General features: G+C 68.1%; 20 protein-coding genes. 12 read left to right on the forward strand and 8 right to left on the reverse strand.

The features are described 5' to 3' along the window. Window positions 1-271 precede the first annotated feature (271 nt). Window positions 272-1810, reverse strand: a complete 1539-nt coding sequence (locus IE209_RS29210; protein ID WP_189690404.1) for a class I adenylate-forming enzyme family protein — start codon at window positions 1808-1810, stop codon at window positions 272-274. A 67-nt stretch (window positions 1811-1877) separates the two neighbouring features. Here IE209_RS29210 and IE209_RS29215 point away from each other — a divergent pair, with 67 nt between their 5' ends. From IE209_RS29215 to IE209_RS29235, 5 genes are all read left to right on the forward strand, one after another. Next, window positions 1878-2426: a phosphatidylglycerophosphatase A family protein gene (locus IE209_RS29215; RefSeq protein WP_229883120.1), complete on the forward strand. Its 549-nt coding sequence runs from the start codon at window positions 1878-1880 to the stop codon at window positions 2424-2426. Continuing rightward, window positions 2420-2905: a CinA family protein gene (locus IE209_RS29220; protein ID WP_189690406.1), complete on the forward strand. Its 486-nt coding sequence runs from the start codon at window positions 2420-2422 to the stop codon at window positions 2903-2905. Before IE209_RS29215 ends, IE209_RS29220 begins: the two co-directional genes overlap by 7 nt. Window positions 2906-2977: 72 nt before the next feature. After that, window positions 2978-3481: a MarR family winged helix-turn-helix transcriptional regulator gene (locus tag IE209_RS29225; RefSeq protein ID WP_189690407.1), complete on the forward strand. Its 504-nt coding sequence runs from the start codon at window positions 2978-2980 to the stop codon at window positions 3479-3481. Beyond that, the gene (locus IE209_RS29230; protein ID WP_189690408.1) at window positions 3478-3900 is read left to right on the forward strand and encodes an organic hydroperoxide resistance protein; all 423 of its coding nucleotides are present in this window, start codon (window positions 3478-3480) and stop codon (window positions 3898-3900) included. Before IE209_RS29225 ends, IE209_RS29230 begins: the two co-directional genes overlap by 4 nt. Window positions 3901-3950: 50 nt before the next feature. Continuing rightward, window positions 3951-4997 (forward strand): serine/threonine protein kinase, encoded by a 1047-nt coding sequence (locus IE209_RS29235; RefSeq protein WP_189690409.1) that lies wholly within the window; start codon window positions 3951-3953, stop codon window positions 4995-4997. A 10-nt stretch (window positions 4998-5007) separates the two neighbouring features. Here IE209_RS29235 and IE209_RS29240 read toward each other — a convergent pair whose 3' ends face one another. Together IE209_RS29240 and htpG are read right to left on the reverse strand one after the other, a co-directional pair. Then, window positions 5008-5379, reverse strand: coding sequence for a hypothetical protein (locus IE209_RS29240; protein WP_189690410.1), 372 nt, complete (start codon window positions 5377-5379; stop codon window positions 5008-5010). A gap of 14 nt (window positions 5380-5393) precedes the next feature. Next, on the reverse strand, window positions 5394-7430 hold the full coding sequence (gene htpG, locus IE209_RS29245; protein ID WP_189690411.1) for a molecular chaperone HtpG: 2037 nt from the start codon (window positions 7428-7430) through the stop codon (window positions 5394-5396). Between the two features lie 218 nt (window positions 7431-7648). Between htpG and aqpZ the strand changes: the two genes are divergently transcribed. Then, on the forward strand, window positions 7649-8344 hold the full coding sequence (gene aqpZ, locus IE209_RS29250) for an aquaporin Z (protein ID WP_189690412.1): 696 nt from the start codon (window positions 7649-7651) through the stop codon (window positions 8342-8344). Between the two features lie 3 nt (window positions 8345-8347). On the opposite strand, the gene IE209_RS29255 is transcribed toward aqpZ, so the two are convergent. Continuing rightward, entirely contained in the window at window positions 8348-9094 is a 747-nt protein-coding gene (locus tag IE209_RS29255) for a pseudouridine synthase (protein ID WP_229883121.1), read from the reverse strand. Between the two features lie 476 nt (window positions 9095-9570). Between IE209_RS29255 and infA the strand changes: the two genes are divergently transcribed. The 4 genes from infA to IE209_RS29275 all read left to right on the forward strand — a co-directional run bounded on the left by infA (window position 9571) and on the right by IE209_RS29275 (window position 13924). Continuing rightward, a complete protein-coding gene (gene infA, locus IE209_RS29260) occupies window positions 9571-9831 on the forward strand; it encodes a translation initiation factor IF-1 (protein ID WP_189690414.1) in 261 nt (86 codons plus the stop codon). A gap of 186 nt (window positions 9832-10017) precedes the next feature. Continuing rightward, window positions 10018-10476: a pilin gene (locus tag IE209_RS29265; protein ID WP_308433234.1), complete on the forward strand. Its 459-nt coding sequence runs from the start codon at window positions 10018-10020 to the stop codon at window positions 10474-10476. 92 nt (window positions 10477-10568) lie between these two features. Further along, window positions 10569-12251: a PglL family O-oligosaccharyltransferase gene (locus tag IE209_RS29270; protein ID WP_189690415.1), complete on the forward strand. Its 1683-nt coding sequence runs from the start codon at window positions 10569-10571 to the stop codon at window positions 12249-12251. A 221-nt stretch (window positions 12252-12472) separates the two neighbouring features. Beyond that, window positions 12473-13924 carry a PglL family O-oligosaccharyltransferase gene (locus tag IE209_RS29275; RefSeq protein WP_229883122.1) on the forward strand — a complete coding sequence of 484 codons (1452 nt, stop codon included), beginning with the start codon at window positions 12473-12475 and terminating at the stop codon, window positions 13922-13924. On the opposite strand, the gene moaC is transcribed toward IE209_RS29275, so the two are convergent. After that, window positions 13897-14394, reverse strand: a complete 498-nt coding sequence (gene moaC / locus IE209_RS29280; protein ID WP_189690416.1) for a cyclic pyranopterin monophosphate synthase MoaC — start codon at window positions 14392-14394, stop codon at window positions 13897-13899. The genes IE209_RS29275 and moaC overlap by 28 nt on opposite strands. Before the next feature lie 69 nt (window positions 14395-14463). Here moaC and IE209_RS29285 point away from each other — a divergent pair, with 69 nt between their 5' ends. Next, a complete protein-coding gene (locus IE209_RS29285; RefSeq protein WP_373305454.1) occupies window positions 14464-15993 on the forward strand; it encodes a M48 family metalloprotease in 1530 nt (509 codons plus the stop codon). Between the two features lie 12 nt (window positions 15994-16005). Here the strand turns inward: IE209_RS29285 and IE209_RS29290 are convergent, their stop codons facing one another. Both IE209_RS29290 and IE209_RS29295 read right to left on the reverse strand, forming a co-directional pair. After that, window positions 16006-16479: a hypothetical protein gene (locus tag IE209_RS29290; RefSeq protein ID WP_189690417.1), complete on the reverse strand. Its 474-nt coding sequence runs from the start codon at window positions 16477-16479 to the stop codon at window positions 16006-16008. Between the two features lie 78 nt (window positions 16480-16557). Next, window positions 16558-17247 carry a TerC family protein gene (locus IE209_RS29295; RefSeq protein WP_189690418.1) on the reverse strand — a complete coding sequence of 230 codons (690 nt, stop codon included), beginning with the start codon at window positions 17245-17247 and terminating at the stop codon, window positions 16558-16560. A 354-nt stretch (window positions 17248-17601) separates the two neighbouring features. Between IE209_RS29295 and IE209_RS29300 the strand changes: the two genes are divergently transcribed. Continuing rightward, complete coding sequence (locus IE209_RS29300; RefSeq protein WP_189690453.1) at window positions 17602-18036, forward strand: DUF3717 domain-containing protein; 435 nt, start codon at window positions 17602-17604, stop codon at window positions 18034-18036. Here the strand turns inward: IE209_RS29300 and IE209_RS29305 are convergent, their stop codons facing one another. After that, on the reverse strand, window positions 18037-18600 hold the full coding sequence (locus IE209_RS29305) for a YaeQ family protein (protein ID WP_189690419.1): 564 nt from the start codon (window positions 18598-18600) through the stop codon (window positions 18037-18039). Window positions 18601-18603: the final 3 nt, after the last annotated feature.

The raw sequence follows: 18603 nt of genomic DNA on the forward strand, positions 1-18603 counted from the left end.
CGCGCCTCGGCACGAGGCTGCCGACCCCTTCTTCACGAAAGATCCGGGCTAGAGCGTGAGAGGCAATTGATTGGGCTCACGACGCGGTGCCCAAAGGCGCCGGGCAAGGCGCGTCGCGCGGCCCATATCGGGATATGGGCAAGCGGCGCAACGCCGCCCGGCGCCTTTGGGGGCCGCGGCCCGAAGGGCAAGACCTCGCACCCCTCGGTCGGCATGGAGAACTGCGTCTGAAGAGGTCTTGCGTGAGTTCAAGCGATTGCCTCTCACGCTCTTAGGCGACCTTGCCGGTCCAGCTGTCGCGCAGTTCGCGCTTGAGGATCTTGCCGATCGCGCTGCGCGGCAGCTCCTCGGTCAGTACCAGGTCGGACAGGCGCTGGGTCTTGCCCACGCGCGCGTTGACCCAGTCCTTGAGTTCGGCGGCACCCACGGACTGGCCGGGCCGCAGCACGACGAAGGCCACGGGCGTCTCGCCCCAGGCTTCGGACGGCACGCCGACCACGGCGCTTTCGAGCACGGCCGGGTGCTCGCGCAGCTGGGCTTCCATGTCGCTCGGGTAGATGTTGAAGCCGCCCGAGATGATCATGTCCTTCTTGCGGTCGAACAGCACGAGGAAGCCGTCGGCGTCGAAGCGGCCGATGTCGCCGGTGCGGATGAAACGCTTGCCGCTGGGGTCGAACCATTCGGCTTCGCGTGTCTTCTCGGGCTGGCGGTGGTAGCCGTTCATCATGCCGCCGGAATGGCCGACCACCTCGCCGGCCTCGCCGGCGGGCACTTCCTTGCCGGCATCGTCGATCAGGCGGATGTCGCTGGTGGCGGCCGGCCTGCCCACGGTGTGCAGCTTGTCGGGGTGCAGGTGGGCGTCCAGGATGCAGCTGCCGCCACCTTCGGTCATGCCGTAGAACTCGACCAGGCCGCCAGGCCAGCGCTTGAGCACGTCGGCCTTGAGCGCGGGCGAGAACGGCGCGCTGGTGCAGAACTTGAAGCGGTAGCTGGACAGGTCGTGCGCGTCGAAGTCGGGCAGGGCCAGGAGGCGCTGGTATTGCACGGGCACCAGCATGGTGTGGCTCACGCGGTGGCGCACGGCCAGCTTCAGGTACTCGGCCGCGTTGAACTTGGCCATCAGCAGCACGGTGCCGCCGAAGGCCAGCGTCGGGAAGAACAGCACCAGCGTGGTGTTGGAGTACAGCGGGGTGGACAGCAGCGTGACGGTCTGCGGGCTGTAGTCGTACTGCCGGCCGCGCTGGATGTGGGCCCAGCGCATGCCGTGCGATTGCACGATGCCCTTGGGCGCCCCCGTGGTGCCCGAGGAATAGATGATGTTGAAGGGGTGCGACGCTTCCACCGGCGCGGGCTGCGGCGTGCGGCCTTCGGCGGCCAGCCAGTCCGCCAGCGGGCGGCCGGCGGCGGCGTTGCCGTCCAGCGCGATGCGCTGCGGGTTCAGGCTGCCGGTGGCGATCTCGCTGGTGGCGTCGCAGAACAGCAGCCGGGCCTCGGCGTTGTCCACCATCTGGGCCAGGCCCTGCGGCGTGGTGCTGGGCGCGAGCGGCGCCACGACCACGCCGGCGCGCAGCGCGCCCAGGAACACCGTGGCGTAGGCGATGGACGTGGGTGCACAGATGGCGATGGCCTCGCCCGGGCGGATGCCTGCGTCCTGCAGGGCCACGGCCACCTGGTCCATGCGGCGGTCCAGCGTGGCGTAGTCCAGGCGCTCCTCGCCCTGCACGAAGGCGGGGTGCTGCGGCTGGCGCTGTGCGTGCTGGGCGATCAGGTCGGCAATGCGGGCGAAGGGCTGGTCGATGGTGTCTTGCATGGTGTGAAGGCGATGGACGGACGCGGCGCACAGCATGGGGAGCGCGCGGCTACCATCGCCTGCTTCCATGACGACCGATACCGCTGTCTCCGCGCCCGACCCGGCGCTGCGCGCGCCGATTCTGCGGCCAAGCGCGCGTTTCATGCTGTCGCATCCGGCGCATTGGATCGCGCTGGGCTTCGGGTCCGGTCTCTCGCCCAAGGCGCCCGGCACGGCCGGCACGCTGTGGGCCTGGTTGGCGTACTGGGTGATGCAGAGCCGGCTCGACACGGCGCAGATCGGCTGGCTCATCGCCGCCTCGCTGCCGCTGGGCTGGTGGGCCTGCACCACCTGTGCGCGCCACCTGCGCGTGGCCGACCCCGGCGCCATCGTCTGGGACGAGATCGTCGCGTTCTGGCTGGTGCTGTGGCTGGTCATGCCCACGGGTTTCTGGGGCCAGCTCGCGGCCTTCGCGCTGTTCCGCTTCTTCGATGCCGCCAAGCCCGGGCCCGTGGCCTGGGCCGACCGCCAGTTCAAGGGCTTCGGCGCGCGCGGCGGCTTCGGCATCCTGTTCGACGACCTGGTGGCGGCCTTCTGCACGCTGCTGGTGCTGGCTTTGTGGAGGTGGGTATGGTGAACGACTCCGTCGATGTGTTGGTGCCGCGCCTGGCCGATGTGCTGCGCGCGCGCGGCCTCCTGCTGGCCACGGCCGAAAGCTGCACGGGCGGGTTGATCGCCGGCGCCTGCACCGATCTGGCGGGCTCCAGTGACTGGTTCGACCGCGGCTTCGTGACCTACTCCAACGCGGCCAAGACCGAGATGCTGGGCGTGGACGCCGCGCTGATCGCCGCCCATGGTGCCGTCAGCGAGCCGGTGGCGCGGGCCATGGCCGAGGGGGCCGTGCGGCATGCCCGTGCCCAGCTGGCTGTGGCCGTGACGGGCGTGGCCGGGCCGGGCGGCGGCAGCGTCGAGAAGCCCGTGGGCACGGTGTGGTTCGGCTGGCGCCTGCCCGACGGCACGCACAGCGAGCAGCGCCGCTTCGGCGGCGACCGCGCCGCCGTGCGGGCGGCGACGGTGCAGTACGCGCTGGAACGCCTGCTGATCCTGCTGGGCTGACTTTCGCGCCGATGCATTTTGTTACTCGCAATTATGTTGCGTGCAATTTAATTGCGAATTAGAATTCAGCGCATGGCATCGAACCCCGCACTCGGCGAACAGGCATTGCAGCTGGACCACCAGCTCTGCTTCGCGCTGTATTCGGCCTCGCTGGCGATGACCAAGCTCTACAAGCCGCTGCTCGAGCCGCTGGGCCTCACCTACCCCCAATACTTGGCCATGCTGGCGCTGTGGGAAGAGGACGGCGCGATGGTGTCCACGCTGGGCGAGCGGCTGCGGCTGGATTCCGGCACGCTCACGCCCTTGCTCAAGCGGCTGGAGGCGGCCGGCCTGGTGCAGCGTGCGCGCGCGGCGGCGGACGAGCGCCGCGTGCACGTGCACCTGACGCCTGCCGGCCGTGCCCTGAAGGCCCAGGCGCTGGACATTCCCGCTTGCGTGCTGCAGGCCAGCCAATGCACGCTGGCCGAGATCTCCGAACTGACACAGCAGGTGCGTACGCTGCGCGACCGCATCGCCTCGGTTTCCGTTTCACCCCCAACCGCTTCGACCGAAGCACTTTCCCAGGAGTCACCATGACCACCACGCTCGACAAGGTTCTGTACACCGCCCAATCCCACACCACGGGCGGCCGCGATGGCGGCGCCGGCAAGTCGTCCGACGGCAAGCTGGACGTCAAGCTGAGCTCGCCCGGCACCTCGGGCGCGGGCACCAACCCCGAGCAGCTGTTCGCCATCGGCTACTCGGTCTGCTTCATCGGCGCCATGAAGGCCGTGGGCGGCATGAAGAAGATCACCGTGCCGGCCGACGTGGCCGTGGATGCCGAGGTCGATCTGGGCCCGACCGCCAAGGGCTACGGCATCGCCGTGCGCATGAAGGTTTCGCTGCCCGGCATGGACCGCACCGCCGCCCAGGAACTGGTCGATGCGGCCCACCAGGTCTGCCCGTACTCCAACGCCACGCGCGGCAACATCCCGGTCGAGATCACGCTGCTCTGACACCGGCAGGGCATCCGCCAGCGCGGCGGGTGCCCGGCGACAATCGCGCGATGTCTTCCGACACCCTCTTCACGGACGCATCGCGCCACCCCTATGACAGCCTCACGCCCGACCGCGTGCTCGACGCGCTGGACAGCATCGGCCTGGTCGGCGACGGCCGGCTCATGGCGCTGAGCTCCTACGAGAACCGGGTCTACCAGGTGCAGCTGCAGAGCGCGCCCGCGGGCGTGCCCGAGACCGTGGTCGCCAAGTTCTACCGACCCGGCCGCTGGAGCGAGGCGCAGATCCTCGAGGAGCATGCCTTCGCCGCCGAGTTGGAGCAGGCCGAGGTGCCGGCCGTGGGGCCGCTGGCCATCGCCGGCGCGACGCTGCACCGTTTCGAGGACTTCTGGTTCGCGGTCAGCCCGCGCCGTGGCGGCCGCGCACCCGAGCTCGACGACTTCGAGGTGCTGGAATGGATCGGCCGCTTCCTCGCCCGCATCCACAGCGTGGGTGCCGCGCAGCCGTTCGCCGAGCGACCCACGCTGGACCTCCAGAGCTTTGGCACCGCGTCCAGGGACTGGCTGCTGGCCCACCACATGGTGCCGCTGGACGTGCAGGCCGAGTGGGAGCGCGTCTGCACCGAAGCGCTGCAGCGTGTCGAGGCCAGTGCCTTGCTGCAGGTCGGCCAGGCCGGCGGCATCGCCAGCCTGCGCCTGCATGGCGACTGCCACCCCGGCAACATCCTCTGGACGCCGACCGACCGTCCCGGCGGCGGCCCGCACTTCGTCGACCTGGACGATGCGCGCATGGGCCCGGCGGTGCAGGACCTCTGGATGCTGCTGTCGGGCGACCGCAAGCAGCGCACGCTGCAGCTGTCGGGCCTCCTGGACGGTTACGAGCGATTCCGTGATTTCGACCGGCGCGAACTGGCGCTGATCGAGCCGCTGCGCACGCTTCGGCTGATCCACTACAGCGCCTGGCTCGCGCGCCGCTGGAGCGATCCGAGCTTTCCGGCGAACTTCCCGTGGTTCGGCAGCAGCGACTACTGGCAAGGCCAGGTGGTGCTGCTGCAGGACCAGATCGAGGCGATGGACGAGGCGCCGCTGAGCGCCTGAGCGCGCGGGGCTATGGGCCGCCGACGTTGTCGGCGTTGGTGTTGGCCGGCGGGGCCCGGCGAGGGTCCTTGGGGTCGTAGATCACGGTGCCGGTGCCCACGCCGGCGCCCACGCGCGCGCCGCTGTTGCCCACACCCGTGCTGACGCCCACGCCAGCGCCGGCCGAGACCTGGCCGCGCTGGTTGACCCCCACGCCCACGCCGACGGGCCCGACACCGGTGCCCACGCCCACGTTGACATTGCCGCCCGAGCCCACGCCCACGCCGAGCGAGACCCCCGGAAACACGGGCACGCTGACGCCCACGCCGGCCGCGCAGCCGCCCAGCAGCACAGCGCAGGCGAGGGCGGCAGGGACGGTGCAGCGGCGGGTGGCGTGGGTCATGCCAGCTTGGACCTTCAGGCCAGCAAGGCGTTCACCCGGCGCACGTAGGCCGCGGGATCGTCCGGCAGTCCGCCTTCTGCCAGCAGGGCCTGGTCGAACAGGATGTGGGCCAGGTCGTGGAAATGCACGGAGCCGTCCAGCTTCTTGACCAGCGGGTGCTCGGCGTTGACCTCGAGCACGGGCTTGACGTCCGGTGCCTTCTGGCCGGCCTGCTTGAGCATGCGGGCCAATTGCGTGCTCATGCCGTGGTCCTGCACCACCAGGCAGGCGGGCGAATCCACCAGGCGGGTGGTCACGCGCACGTCCTCGGCCTTGTCCTTGAGCGCTTCCTTGAGCTTGGCCAGCAACGGCTTGAAGGTCTCTGCGGCTTCCTCGGCGGCCTTCTTTTCCTGCTCGTCCTGCAGCTTGCCCAGGTCCACGGCGCCCTTGGCGACGGACTGCAACGGCGTGCCGTCGAACTCGGTGAGGTAGTTCAGCGCCCACTCGTCGACACGATCGGTCATGAGCAGCACCTCGATGCCCTTCTTCTTGAAGACCTCCAGCTGCGGGCTGTTCTTGGCCGCGGCCAGCGTGTCGGCCGTGATGTAGTAGATGGCCTCCTGGCCTTCCTTCATGCGGCTCTTGTAGTCGGCGAAGGAAACGGTGACGGCATCGGACTGCGTACTCGCGAAGCGCAGCAGCTTGGCCAGGCGTTCACGGTTGGCGAAGTCCTCGCCCAGGCCTTCCTTGAGCACCGAGCCGAACTCGGCGTAGAAGCGCGCGTACTTGTCCGATTCGTCGGCGAACTGTGCGGCGGCGTCGGCGGCCGTGGCGGTCTTGTCCACCACGTCGGTGACCTCGGCGTTCAGGGCCTCGGTCGGCTCGGGCGCCGGCACGGCGTCGCCCGACCCCACGTCGATCTTGCCTTCCTGGCTCTCGGGCGCGGTCTTCTGCTTCTTGGCCAGGTCTTCCAGCATGGACAGTACGCGGCGCGTGTTGCCGTCGCGGATGGCGCGCACGTCGCGGCTTTCCTGCAGCAGCTCGCGGCTCACGTTGAGCGGCAGGTCGGCCGAGTCGACCACGCCCTTGACGAAGCGCAGGTAGCTGGGCAGCAGGGCCTCGGCCTCGTCCATGATGAACACGCGCTTGACGTAGAGCTTGAGGCCGCCCTTCTTGTCGCGGTTCCACAGGTCCATCGGCGCCTTGGCCGGGATGTAGAGCAGCTGGGTGTACTCGGTGCCGCCTTCCACGCGGTTGTGCGAGTGGGCCAGAGGCGCCTCGTGGTCGTAGCTGATCTGCTTGTAGAACTCGGCGTATTCCTCGGCCGTGATGTCCTTCTTGGGGCGCGCCCACAGGGCCGTCGCCTTGTTGACGGTCTCCCACTCGTCGGTGAGGACCATGTCGCCGCCCTTGTTGTCCTCGCCTTCCTTCCACTCTTCCTTGCGCATCAGGATGGGCAGGGAGATGTGGTCGGAGTACTTGCCGATGATGGACTTGAGCTTCCAGGTGTTGAGGTATTCCTCGGCATCGGGGCGCAGGTGCAGCGTGACGCTGGTGCCGCGCGCGGCGCGCGTGATGGTCTCGACCTCGAAGTCGCCCGTGCCGCCGGAGACCCAGCGCACGCCCTGCTCGGCGGGCAGGCCGGCGCGGCGCGATTCCACGGTGATCTTGTCGGCGACGATGAAGCCGGAATAAAAGCCCACGCCGAACTGGCCGATCAGCTGCGCGTCGACCTTCTGGTCGCCCGACAGCTTGCCCATGAACTCCTTGGTGCCGCTCTTGGCGATGGTGCCCAGGTTGGCGATGGCCTCGGCCTCCGACAGGCCGATGCCGTTGTCCGTGATGGTGATGGTCTTGGCCGCCTTGTCGAAGGAGACGCGCACTTCCAGGTTGGGCGCGTCCTCGTAGAGCTTGCCGTCGTTGAGCGCTTCGAAACGCAGCTTGTCGCAGGCGTCCGAGGCGTTGGAGATCAGCTCGCGCAGGAAGATCTCGGGATTGGAGTACAGCGCATGCGTGACGAGGTGCAGCAGCTGGGCCACTTCGGCCTGGAAGGACAGGGTTTGCTTGGTCATGTCTTTGTCGGTGTCAGGTCAGGCGCCCGGGCGGCACGCCGGGCAGGGCCGCAATTATGGGCGGCGCAAAAGTCTTCAAGTCCGTGAACTAATCCGTCGTGGCTTGCCAACTGGTTACAAACTGCGCGAAAGCGGTTACATGTTGCGTGCAGTTACGTGTCGACAATTTTTCGTCCCGTGCATGTGCACTGCATCCACCTTCAAGAAAGATCAAACAGATGGACAGCAACATCAAGAAATGGACGGCTGAATTCCTCGGCACCTTCTGGCTCACCTTCGGCGGTTGCGGCAGCGCCGTGCTGGCCGCGGCGTTCCCCCAGGTCGGCATCGGCCTGCTGGGCGTCTCGCTGGCTTTCGGCCTGACGGTGCTGACCGGTGCCTATGCCTTCGGGCCGATCTCGGGCGGCCATTTCAACCCGGCCGTGTCGGTCGGCCTGGCCGTCGGTGGCCGTTTCCGCTGGGCCGAGCTGCCGGGTTATGTCATCGCCCAGGTGTTGGGCGCCATCGCCGCCGCGGGCGTGCTGTACCTGATCGCCACGGGCAAGCCGGGCTTCGAGGTCGGCGGCTTCGCGAGCAACGGCTTCGGCGAACTGTCGCCCGGCAAGTACGGCATGACGGCCGTACTGATCGCCGAAGTGGTGCTGACGGCCGTGTTCCTGCTCGTCATCCTGGGCAGCACGGCCAAGCGTGCGCAGGGCGGCTTCGCCGGCCTGTCCATCGGCCTGTGCCTGACGCTGATCCACCTGGTCTCCATCCCGGTGTCCAACACCTCCGTCAACCCGGCGCGCAGCACGGGCCCGGCGCTGTTCGCCAGCACTGCAGCCATCGACCAGCTCTGGCTGTTCTGGGTCGCGCCCATCGTCGGCGCCGTGCTGGGCGCGCTGATCTACCAGGCCGTGCTCAGCGACGACTGAAGTTCAGAAACTCTCGCCGGGGGCCAGGTAGCGCCACTGCCCCGGCGGCAGGCGGCCCAGCAGCACCCGGCCCATGCGGATGCGCTTCAAGCCCACGACCTTGAGGCCGACCTGCTCGCACATGCGGCGGATCTGGCGCTTCTTGCCTTCGGTCAGCACGAAGCGCAGCTGTTCGGCGTTCTCCCACTCCACCACGGCGGGCTTGAGCGGCTTGCCGTCCAGCGACAGCCCGTGCCGCAGCCGGGCGAGCTGTGCGGCCGGGAAGGCGGCGCGCACGTCCTGGGCCAGATCGCCCCATTGCACGCGCACGAGGTATTCCTTCTCCATGCGGCTGTCTTCGCCGATCAGCTGGCGCGCGACGCGGCCGTCCTGCGTGAGCACCAGCAGGCCCACGGAGTCGATGTCCAGCCGGCCCGCAGGTGCCAGGCCCCGCAACTGCGCAGGAGTGAAGCGGATCGGTGTGCGGTCCTCGGCCCAGCGGTTCTGGGCCGTGACCAGCGTGACGGCTGGCGCATGGCCGTCTTCGGCCTGGCCGCTGACATAGCCCACGGGCTTGTGCAGCAGGATGGTCACTTGGCGCGCCTGCTGGCCCTGGGCCGCGCGTTCCACGGTGACGCGGTCCGCGGCCGAGACCTTCTGGCCCATGGTGGCGGGCTGACCGTTCACGCGCACCCAGCCGCGCTCGATCCAGTCGTCGGCCTCGCGGCGCGAGCACAGGCCCTGGTCGGCCATGCGCTTGTTCAGGCGCACGGGCTCGGATGGGCCACTGGCGGGAGCGGCCGCTGCGGCTTTGGGAATGCGGCGGATCGCTGGCGGAGAGGGGGGCTTGGGAGCGTTCATGCGAAAAGCCGGCGCGGGCGCTGCGGGCGGCGGCGCAGTCTACGCCAGGCCTTGGCCGCGAGGGTCTTGCGCGCCAGCGGCCGACGGCGGCGCCCATGCACGCTAAAATCGCTGCCCTCGCCACGCGGCAGCTTGCCGATGCGGCGAACGGGTCCGGCGCGCTGCGCCCCTCGACCTGCCTCTGACCGGCTGGCTGCGCCGATCGCCAGTTTGCCGATTCCCTGCGAGCGGCGAACGCCCGGGCCGGCGCTTCCCATTTTTCCGTCCCAACTGTTGCCAGGCGGCCAGCCGTCTGGCGTGTGCGTCCGGCCGATGGCGGCCGGGCCGTGTGATGAACCGAAGGCCGTGCCTGCAGCAAGCAGCACGGCCACTGCGAGGAGCTTTGAATGAGCAAGGAAGAACTGATTGAAATGCGCGGCAAGGTCGACGAGGTCCTGCCCGACTCGCGCTTCCGCGTGACGCTGGAAAACGGCCACCAGCTCGTGGCTTACACCGGCGGCAAGATGCGCAAGCACCGCATCCGCATCCTGGCTGGCGACAACGTGTCGCTGGAACTGTCGCCCTACGACCTGACCAAGGGCCGCATCACCTTCCGCCACCTCGAGACGCGCGGCCCGGCGCCCACCTCGCGGCCTGGGTCGCGCTGACCGGGTGACAAAAACGTCAGGTCGTGTTCCATAAATGGCCGGAACATGCGGGCCTGGCGTCCGTTTTTGGGTGGAAAAGCGAGAAAAATGTCGCAATCCATGGGGCTGGAGGCAGCGATTCGAAGCTGGCACGCAACCTGCACGGAAGTGCCGGTTGTTTCATCCACCAGTTTCGAGGAGTTCCGAATGAAGCGTTCCATGCGCTCCCTGCAGAAGGGTTTCACCCTGATCGAGCTGATGATCGTGGTCGCGATCATCGGCATCTTGGCGGCGGTGGCGCTGCCGGCGTATCAGGATTACACGGTGCGGGCCAAAGTTTCGGAAGTGATCCTGGCGGCATCGTCTGCGCGGACGTCCATCGCGGAAGCTGCGCAGGTAAATGGCACCATGCCGTCCTCGACGGCTAGCGTTGTTGATACGCAGTCGTCTACTTATGTCGACAAGGTCGAATACGCGCAGGGCTCCACTGCATCGATTGGCGTCATAACCGTCACGGCCAAGGGTGATTCCAAGATCTCTGGCAAGACGATTCGGATGACTGGCACGCTGCAGACTAATGGCCAGGTGACCTGGACCTGCGGCCCCGGCGCGAGCAGCCCCATCGACACGAAGTATTTGCCTGCAAGCTGCCGATCAGCTACCTGAAGCAGCGCTTGATTGCATCGAAAGGGCCCCGGTAGGGGCCCTTTTCTATGTAGGCATGAGGGTCGGCTGTTTAGCCCACTGATGAAGGCTTCATGACTTCCCTTTGGCTGCCTCTATGGGCGTGCCTGCTCGCCGTTGGCTGGCTGCTGCCCAATCATTACTTGCCCTGGTCCGCATTCCATCTGGAAGCCTGGTCTGCCGTGGCGATGCTGGTCGGGTCGGCTGCCCTCACATTTCGGGTCCGGCGCCGGTTCAGCTGGCATCCGATTGACTGGATGTTGGTGGCGCTGGTCTTGGTTCCCCCATTGCAATATGCCTTCGGCCTGGTGACGTTTCTGGGCCAGATGGTCGTCGTGACCAGCTACCTGTTCGGACTGTGCCTGGCTGTGCTGGTTGGCCGGCGCTGGGAAGAGATGTATTCCCGTCAGGCAGCCAATGGTCTGTTCCTCGCAATTGCCCTTGCGAGCCTGGTTTCCGTCAACCTGCAGCTGAGAACATGGTTGGGCCTGATGCAAACCGGCATGTTCGACATCTGGTCCATGGGGCTCAGCGGCTCGCGCCCTTACGCGAACATCGGGCAGCCCAATCAATTGGCAACGCTGTTGCTCTGGGGTGTCCTGGCCAGTGCTTGGGCCTTTCAATCTCGCCTGGTCGGTGCACTGGCCTCCACGACCATGGCGGGTTTCTTCCTGCTTGGCGTTGCGTTGACGCAGTCCCGGACGGCCTGGATCGGCCTGGTGCTTTTGCTGGCATCGACTTGGGCCTGGCGCGCCTATTGGCGATCACGGGCACTGCCGTGGGTGGCCAGCAGTCTGTTTCTGTACTTCTGGGTCTGCTACTTCGCTCAGCACTTCCTGGCACTGTGGCTGGACTTGAGAGATGACGATGGCCAATTGCGGGGCGCGATTGGCGGTGACCTGAGATTCCCGGCTTGGCGAATGCTGGCGGCCGCGGCCGCGGAGCGCCCCTGGTTCGGCTATGGCTGGGCAGAAATTGGTCAGGCGCACTGGGCGGTCGCAGACAGATTTCCCACGCTGTTCCCCGTGTTTGGGTATTCCCACAACATAGCGCTCGACCTGATGCTCTGGCTGGGTATTCCGCTCGGCCTTGGGGTGTTCGCTGTTCTAGTCATCTGGTATTTCAAACGGCTCTGGGCGGTGAACAATGCTTTCGATGCCTTGCTGGTCATGCTCCTAGGTGTGGTGGGCGTCCACGCCATGCTCGAGTTCCCACTGCACTATGCTTACTTTCTGCTGCCGGTCGGCCTCGTGGTCGGTGTTTTGACGCGGCAGGCCCTAGGCCTGCGTGGCTGGAGCCTTCCCGGTTGGACGCTGGCCGTGGGCTGGTGTGTCGGGGCGGTCCTGACGGTTGGCATCGTTCGCGACTATTTCAAAGTGGAAGACAGCCATCGGGCAGCGCGCTACGAAGCTGCGCGTATCGGTACATTGCCAATCGGCGATCCGCCGGAAGTGCTGCTTCTTACGCAACTGCGGGACAACATCAATTTCATGCGCTACGACGTCCGTGCAGGAATGACGCAGTCCGATCTGGATGCATTGGCATCTGTCGCAACGGCTTATCCCGGCCCTGGAAGGGCGTACAAGGTTGCGAGGGCGCTGGCACTCAATGGCCACCCTAAAGAAGCCGGGGCCTGGTTGCAGAAGATCTGCAAGATCACGGACCCGGATCAGTGCGCGTTGATCCAACGCGTCTGGTCGAAAGACTCCGAGGAAAACGTGTCCATTGCTGCAGTTCCGTGGCCGGCACTGAATTGAAAGGTGCAGCGTACCAGACCGGTGTCGTCAGCCTGCTCTGCACACTGCCCTGGCTCAACCCGTTCGCTTTCGGGCCTGTCGCGTCAGTCCCTCCCTGGCTCTCCAGTGCGTTTGCAGCAGCTTTGGCTGCGCTGGCATCGTTGCTGCTGGCAAAGCCCTGCCCAAGATCTCAGGGACCATGGTGGTGTTTGGGGGGCGCCGCCGCACTCCTAGTCCTGGCCGTGTTCCCACGTGCCGCCACGTTGCAGCCCTACGAGGCCTTCGCCCTGGCCGGCGCATTCGGCCTCATCGGCCTGGCCACGGCGTTTGCCCGGCAGTGTCCTCTTTCGACTGCTCCCGGTGGCTTGCCCTGGCTTCGGTGGTGCATGCTGGTCCCCTGGATCGCTGCCGGTCTCGTCAGCAGCGCTTTCGCTCTGCTGCAGTACTTCGATCTGGCAGGCCTGTTTGCCCCCTGGATCAATTCGGCTCCGATGGGCGAAGCCTTTGCCAACCTGCGCCAGCGCAATCAGTTCGCCTCGCTGACCAGCATTGCGCTGGCTGTCTTGCTCGCGGTCTGGGTGCTGGCGCCGCACCGTCGCGTGCACGGTCAGCGTGTCTGGTTGGCCATTGCAATGGCTTTGTTGGTGATCGCCAATGCAGCCTCTTCCTCGCGTACTGGCCTGATGCAACTGCTGGTGCTGTCCGTCGTCGCGTTGGTCTGGCGGCGCGACGGGCGCACCTTTGCCTGGCTCGGCGCCATGTTGGCCTGCTACGCCATCGCCACTCTCGTTCTCCCCTGGCTCGCAGGCCTCGACCCCGCCACCCACGGCATGTTCTCCCGCCTGCGCGAAGGCGACACCCTGTGTGCCAGCCGCCTCACGCTGTGGCGCAACGTGCTGCATCTGATCGCGCAGAAGCCCTGGCTGGGCTGGGGCTGGGGCGAACTGGACTACGCCCACTACATCACGCTCTACGACGGTCCGCGCTTTTGCGACATCCTCGACAACGCCCACAACCTGCCGCTGCACCTGGCCGTGGAACTGGGCATTCCCGCGGCCGTCCTGGTCTGCGGCGGCGTGCTGGTCTGGATCCTGCGCGCCCGGCCCTGGCGCGAGACCGACGCCGCGCGGCGCGCGGCCTGGATGGTGCTGGCCGTGATCGGCGTGCACAGCCTGCTCGAGTACCCGCTCTGGTACGGCCCGTTCCAGCTCGCGCTGGGGCTGTGCCTGGGCCTGCTCTGGCGTGACGACCCGGCCGCACGGCCCGCCCCGGCCGCGGCGCGCCACCTGCCCACGGTGCTGGCCGTCGTCTCGCTGGCCCTGGTCGCCTACGCCGCCTGGGACTACCGGCGCATCAGCCAGGTCTACCTGCCACCGGACCAGCGGGCTCCCGCCTACCGCGACGACACGCTGGCCAAGGCGCAGCAGAGCTGGCTCTACCAGCGGCAGGTGAAGTTCGCGGCGCTCAGCGTGGCGGAGGTGACGCCGGACAACGCCGTGTCCATGCACGCGCTGGCGACCGAGCTGCTGCACTTCTCGCCCGAGCCGCGCGTCATCGAGAAGCTGCTCGCCAGCGCGCAACTGCTGGGCCTCGAGACCGAGGTCGCGTTCCACAAGCCGCGCTTCGCGGCAGCCTTCCCGAAAGACTACGCGCGCTGGCTCGCCGCTCAGCCCGACGATCCGCCCGCCAGGTAGTCCCCCGATTTCCCGCCGCGCTTCTCCAGCAGCCGCACGTCCGTCATGACCATGCCGCGGTCGGCCGCCTTGCACATGTCGTAGATGGTCAGCAGCCCCACCTGCACGGCGGTCAGCGCTTCCATCTCCACGCCCGTGGGGCCGATGGTTTCGGCCGTCACGGTGCAATCGACCCAGGCCGCGCTCTCGTCCTCGCCGGGCAGCGCGAACTCCACGGCCACGCGCGTCAGCGCCAGCGGGTGGCACAGCGGGATCAGCTCGCTGGTCTTCTTGGCCGCCTGGATCGCGGCGATGCGCGCGATGCCCAGCACGTCGCCCTTCGTGGCGTTGCCCTGGCGGATCAGAGCCAGCGTGGCGGGCTGCATGGCGATGCGGCCGGTGGCCACCGCCACGCGACGCGTGGCGGGCTTGTCGGCCACGTCCACCATGTGGGCCTGGCCGTGGGTGTCGAAATGTGTCAGCGTGCTCATGGGGGGAAAAGGGCAGAGGCGGCGCGCCGGTGGACTGAACCCGGCGCCGGATCGCGCATCATAGAGGGCATGGTTTCCACATTCCTGCGCGGTGCGCAGCGCCTGGTGTGCCTGGCACTGGCCTGCTCCATGACCCTGTCCACGGCCCAGGGCCTGCCCAGTCTGGGCGACGGCAGTTCGATGACCACGGCGGCCGAACGCAAGCTCGGCGAGCGCATCGCGCGCGAGCTCTACCGCGATCCGGACTACATCGACGACGCCGTGCTCGAAGACTATGTGCAGAGCATCTGGCAGCCGCTGCTGGCGGCCGCCCGGCAGCGCGGCGAGCTGACGTCCGAGCTCGACGAACGCTACGCCTGGGAGATCCTCATGGGCCGCGACCGCACGATCAACGCGTTCGCGTTGCCGGGCGGCTACCTGGGCCTGCATCTGGGCTTGATCGGCGTCGTTGCGTCGCGCGACGAGCTGGCCTCGGTCCTCGCGCACGAGCTGAGCCACGTCACGCAGCGCCACATCTCGCGGCTGATGGACCAGTCCTCGCGCGTTACGCCCCTGGCCATCGGCGCCATGATCCTGGGTGCGCTGGCCGTCAGCAGGAGCCCGGACGCGGCCGGCGCCGTGATCATGGGCGCCCAGGGCGCCGCGGTGCAGAGCCAGCTGAACTTCTCGCGCGACATGGAGCGCGAGGCCGACCGCATCGGCTACGGCGTGGCCACGCAGGCCGGCTTCGACCCGGCCGGCTTCGTCAGCATGTTCGACAAGCTGCAGCAGGCCAGCAAGCTCAACGACAACGGTTCCTTCCCCTATCTGCGCAGCCACCCGCTGACCACCGAGCGCATGGCCGACATGCAGGCGCGCCAGGCCTTGCTCGAGCGCCGGCCCGCGGCGGCCCAGCCCGATCTCGTGCACGCCATGATGGCGGCACGCGCGCGTGTGCTCTCCAACCCCGGCCCGGACCGGCTGCGCTCCTGGGTCGGCGAAGCCGGTGCGCTGGGCGAGGTGCCCGCGGCGCAGGCCGTGCCGGTGCTGTACGCAGGCGCGCTCTCGGCCAGCCGCTTGCGCGACGATGCGGCGGCGCGCAGCCTGGTCGTGCGTCTGCGCGCGGCGGTGCAGTCCGATCCCAAGGCCCTGCGCCAGGTGGCGCTGCTGGATGCCGAACTGCGCGCCGTGGCCGGCGATGGCAGCGGCGCGCTGGCGGCGCTGGCCGCCATCCCCGCGGAACTGGTGGGCCGGCCCGAGATGCTGCTGGCCGCGCCGCTGCAGATCCGCAGCGGCCATGCGGCCGAGGTGGCGCAGCGGCTGCAGGCGCGCGTGGCGCTGGACCCGCGCGATGCCGCTGCCTGGCAGCAGCTGGCCAATGCCTACGAACAACAGGGGCAGACGCTGCGCGCCATCCGCGCCGAGGCCGAACTGCAGGTCGCGCGGCTCGACTACGCCGGCGCGCTGGACCGCCTCAAGGCTGCGCAGAACTACGCACGCGGCCCGCGCCAGGGCAATGCGCCCGGCGACCACATCGAGGCCTCGATCATCGACGTGCGCGCACGCGCGATCGAAGCCATCGTCAAGGAGCAGGAGAAGGAGCGCCAGGCCGAGCGTTGAGCCGGCCGGGCCTCACTCCGCCAGCACCAGCATCAGGCCGAACATGCCGGCCACGGCCCCCGGCAGCGACCAGGGGCGCTTTGGTTCCGCTGCGGCCGCCTGCGGCGGCGCGACGACAGGCGCCATGTCGTGGCCCAGCTTGGGCCGGCGCGCGTCCAGCAGGTGCTGTGTGCAGTGTTCGGTGGCCAGCTGGGTCTGCAGTTCCGTCAGCGGCCCCTTGGCCAGCACTTCGGTGATGCGGTCGCCGCGCTGGCGCAGCCAGGGCGACACCTCGTTGAACAGTTTCTCGGACCACTTGGCGCGCCAGTGCTCGCGTGCGCTGTGGCTCACCCATTTGCTGATGCGGTGGGTCATGCGCGGCGCGCAGGCCACCAGCACCCAGTGGACGGGTGGCAGCGGCGTGTCGGTCGCACCGGCGGCGAGCACGCTGGCCAGTTGCTGGCGGGCGTAAGCAGCATCGTCGATGTACACAATGACCGTTTCCATGGGGTCTCCAGTCCAGGTCGGCGGGTGGGGGGTGGGGCACCGGACTGCCGCCGCAATCCAGTGCCCGGGTCAGGCCGCTCAGGCCGCCTGCTGCCGGCCGACGTCGCGGCGCTCCTTGAGCCAGCCTGCGGCCAGCACGCCGACGATGACGGCGGCCGTCAGGCCCCAGCGGGCGGCCGGATTCTCGGAGAACGTCGTGCCCAGCACCGGCTCGTTGACGATCATTTTGGCCGCGGTGAACGCCAGCACCGCAGCACCAACCTTGATGATCATGGGGAAACGCTCGACCAGCTTGAGCACCATGGTGCTGCCGAAGACGACGATGGGCACGCTGATCAAGAGGCCGATGACCACCAGGTCCATGGCGCCGTGCGCGGCACCGGCCACGCCCAGCACGTTGTCCACGCCCATCAGCGCGTCGGCGATCATGATGGTCTTCATCGCGCCCCAGAAGGTGGTGGCCATGGGGCCATGGTCCTCTTCGCCGCCCTGGTTGTCCGCCAGCAGCTTGTAGGCGATCCAGACCAGGCCGAGGCCGCCGACCAGCATCAGGCCGGGGATCTTGAGCAACCAGACCACGCCCACCGTCATCACGGCGCGCACCGTGATAGCGCCGACCGTACCCCAGATCACGGCCTTCTTCTGCAGGTGCGGCGGCAGGTTGCGGGCCGCCAGGGCGATGACGATGGCGTTGTCGCCGGCCAGGACCAGGTCGATGAGGATGATGGCCAGCAATGCCGACCACCATGCGGTGGACATGAACTCCATGAACAAAACTCTCCGTGTTGTAGATCAAGTACAACCAGAAACAGGCGAGCCTTGGCGGAGTGGTGGGGGATGCCACGCAAGCGCGCTTCGACCGCGCCCCTTCCAGGCGTGGATCGAAGGTCTTGCTCGGCATGTCGTTGTCCGGTGTCTGCCCGACCTGCCGGAAGCGTGCGCTTCGTCATGACGGCGAGGTCGAATGGGAGCTACTCCCCTTCGCGGCGCGGATTAGAGCACCGGCTGCAGCATTTGCTTGCAAGTCCCCGCGCCGCGCAAGGGGCTTGACGGGACGGCGCAAGGGCCACTACGCGCGCGACCGCTGCCCCCGGTGCCGGCGGCGCTATGATCCGCGCCCCTATGGCCGGCATCCACATCACCGACATCGAAGCCGCCATCAACTTCTGGCGCGAGCGCACGCCCTCGCCCGATGGCATCACGCTGGGGCCGGAGCTGCGCGCCCTGGCCGAGGTCTATGCCTTGATGGTCTACTACCACGAGGACGAGGCCGACGAAGCCACCATGCCCGCGAAGGCCCGCCAGGCCTGGCTGGACTGGTACGCCACCCAGCCCGACACGCCCTGCATCGCGATCTGCTCCACGAGCCAGGGCGACGACGACTGCAAGGGCTGCGGCCGCACCTTCGAGGAGGTGCAGCTGTGGCCCGAGATGACGCCGGCCGAGAAGCGCGCCACCTGGCGCCGCATCACGCTGCACGGCCAGGCCTGGCGCTTCAACCGCTATGCCGAGCGGGCGGCCGAGAACCAGGCCGCAGACCCGCCCGACCCGGCCTGATCAGGGCCGCCAGCGTTCGCAGTTCAGCTCGAGCGTCTGGCTGGCGTTGGACAGCAGCAGCTGGCCGTCCTGCACCGTGGCCTGCAGTTGCATGCTGCGCTCCGCCATCGCGGCCAGTGCCTGGCTCGTGGCCGTCGGAATGCGCCAGACCGTGAGCTTGTCCAGCCGCGTGAGCTTGCCGCGGATGCCCTGCCACCAGATCTCGGCCGGACTCTGGTAGGCGTAGACCGCTACCGCGTCGGACTTGCCGCAGGCCTTGGCCAACGCGCGTTCCTCGGGCAGGCCGACCTCGATCCAGAGCCGGGTCTGGCCCGTGAAGTCGCGCAGGATCACGTCGGGGTCGTCGGGGTCGGACAGGCCGGCGCCAAAACCCAGGGTCCCGTCGCCGTTGCAGACCGTCTGCAGCGCGTGGGCGTTGAGCGCCAGCGCAGCCAGCCGCACCATCATGCGTTCGTCGGTCTCGCTCGGGTGGCGGGCCAGCGTGAAGGCGTGGTCGGCGTAGTAGTTGTGGTCGATGTCGGCGATCGACAGCGCGGCCTTGAAGACCGTGGACTTGAGGGCCACGGT

Source organism: Pseudorhodoferax aquiterrae (assembly GCF_014652235.1).
Classification (GTDB): Bacteria; Pseudomonadota; Gammaproteobacteria; order Burkholderiales; family Burkholderiaceae_C; genus Pseudorhodoferax; species Pseudorhodoferax aquiterrae.

Bases quoted from the DNA above. Each gene is read 5' to 3' on its own strand.
- moaC (WP_189690416.1), bottom strand. From the start codon at position 14,394: ATGAGCACGCTGACACATTTCGACACCCACGGCCAGGCCCACATGGTG.
- aqpZ (WP_189690412.1), top strand. From the start codon at position 7,649: ATGGACAGCAACATCAAGAAATGGACGGCTGAATTCCTCGGCACCTTC.
- IE209_RS29240 (WP_189690410.1), bottom strand. From the start codon at position 5,379: ATGACCCACGCCACCCGCCGCTGCACCGTCCCTGCCGCCCTCGCCTGC.
- IE209_RS29215 (WP_229883120.1), top strand. From the start codon at position 1,878: ATGACGACCGATACCGCTGTCTCCGCGCCCGACCCGGCGCTGCGCGCG.
- infA (WP_189690414.1), top strand. From the start codon at position 9,571: ATGAGCAAGGAAGAACTGATTGAAATGCGCGGCAAGGTCGACGAGGTC.
- IE209_RS29220 (WP_189690406.1), top strand. From the start codon at position 2,420: ATGGTGAACGACTCCGTCGATGTGTTGGTGCCGCGCCTGGCCGATGTG.
- IE209_RS29290 (WP_189690417.1), bottom strand. From the start codon at position 16,479: ATGGAAACGGTCATTGTGTACATCGACGATGCTGCTTACGCCCGCCAG.
- IE209_RS29295 (WP_189690418.1), bottom strand. From the start codon at position 17,247: ATGGAGTTCATGTCCACCGCATGGTGGTCGGCATTGCTGGCCATCATC.
- IE209_RS29210 (WP_189690404.1), bottom strand. From the start codon at position 1,810: ATGCAAGACACCATCGACCAGCCCTTCGCCCGCATTGCCGACCTGATC.
- htpG (WP_189690411.1), bottom strand. From the start codon at position 7,430: ATGACCAAGCAAACCCTGTCCTTCCAGGCCGAAGTGGCCCAGCTGCTG.
- IE209_RS29225 (WP_189690407.1), top strand. From the start codon at position 2,978: ATGGCATCGAACCCCGCACTCGGCGAACAGGCATTGCAGCTGGACCAC.
- IE209_RS29270 (WP_189690415.1), top strand. From the start codon at position 10,569: ATGACTTCCCTTTGGCTGCCTCTATGGGCGTGCCTGCTCGCCGTTGGC.
- IE209_RS29230 (WP_189690408.1), top strand. From the start codon at position 3,478: ATGACCACCACGCTCGACAAGGTTCTGTACACCGCCCAATCCCACACC.
- IE209_RS29265 (WP_308433234.1), top strand. From the start codon at position 10,018: ATGAAGCGTTCCATGCGCTCCCTGCAGAAGGGTTTCACCCTGATCGAG.
- IE209_RS29285 (WP_373305454.1), top strand. From the start codon at position 14,464: ATGGTTTCCACATTCCTGCGCGGTGCGCAGCGCCTGGTGTGCCTGGCA.
- IE209_RS29300 (WP_189690453.1), top strand. From the start codon at position 17,602: ATGGCCGGCATCCACATCACCGACATCGAAGCCGCCATCAACTTCTGG.
- IE209_RS29235 (WP_189690409.1), top strand. From the start codon at position 3,951: ATGTCTTCCGACACCCTCTTCACGGACGCATCGCGCCACCCCTATGAC.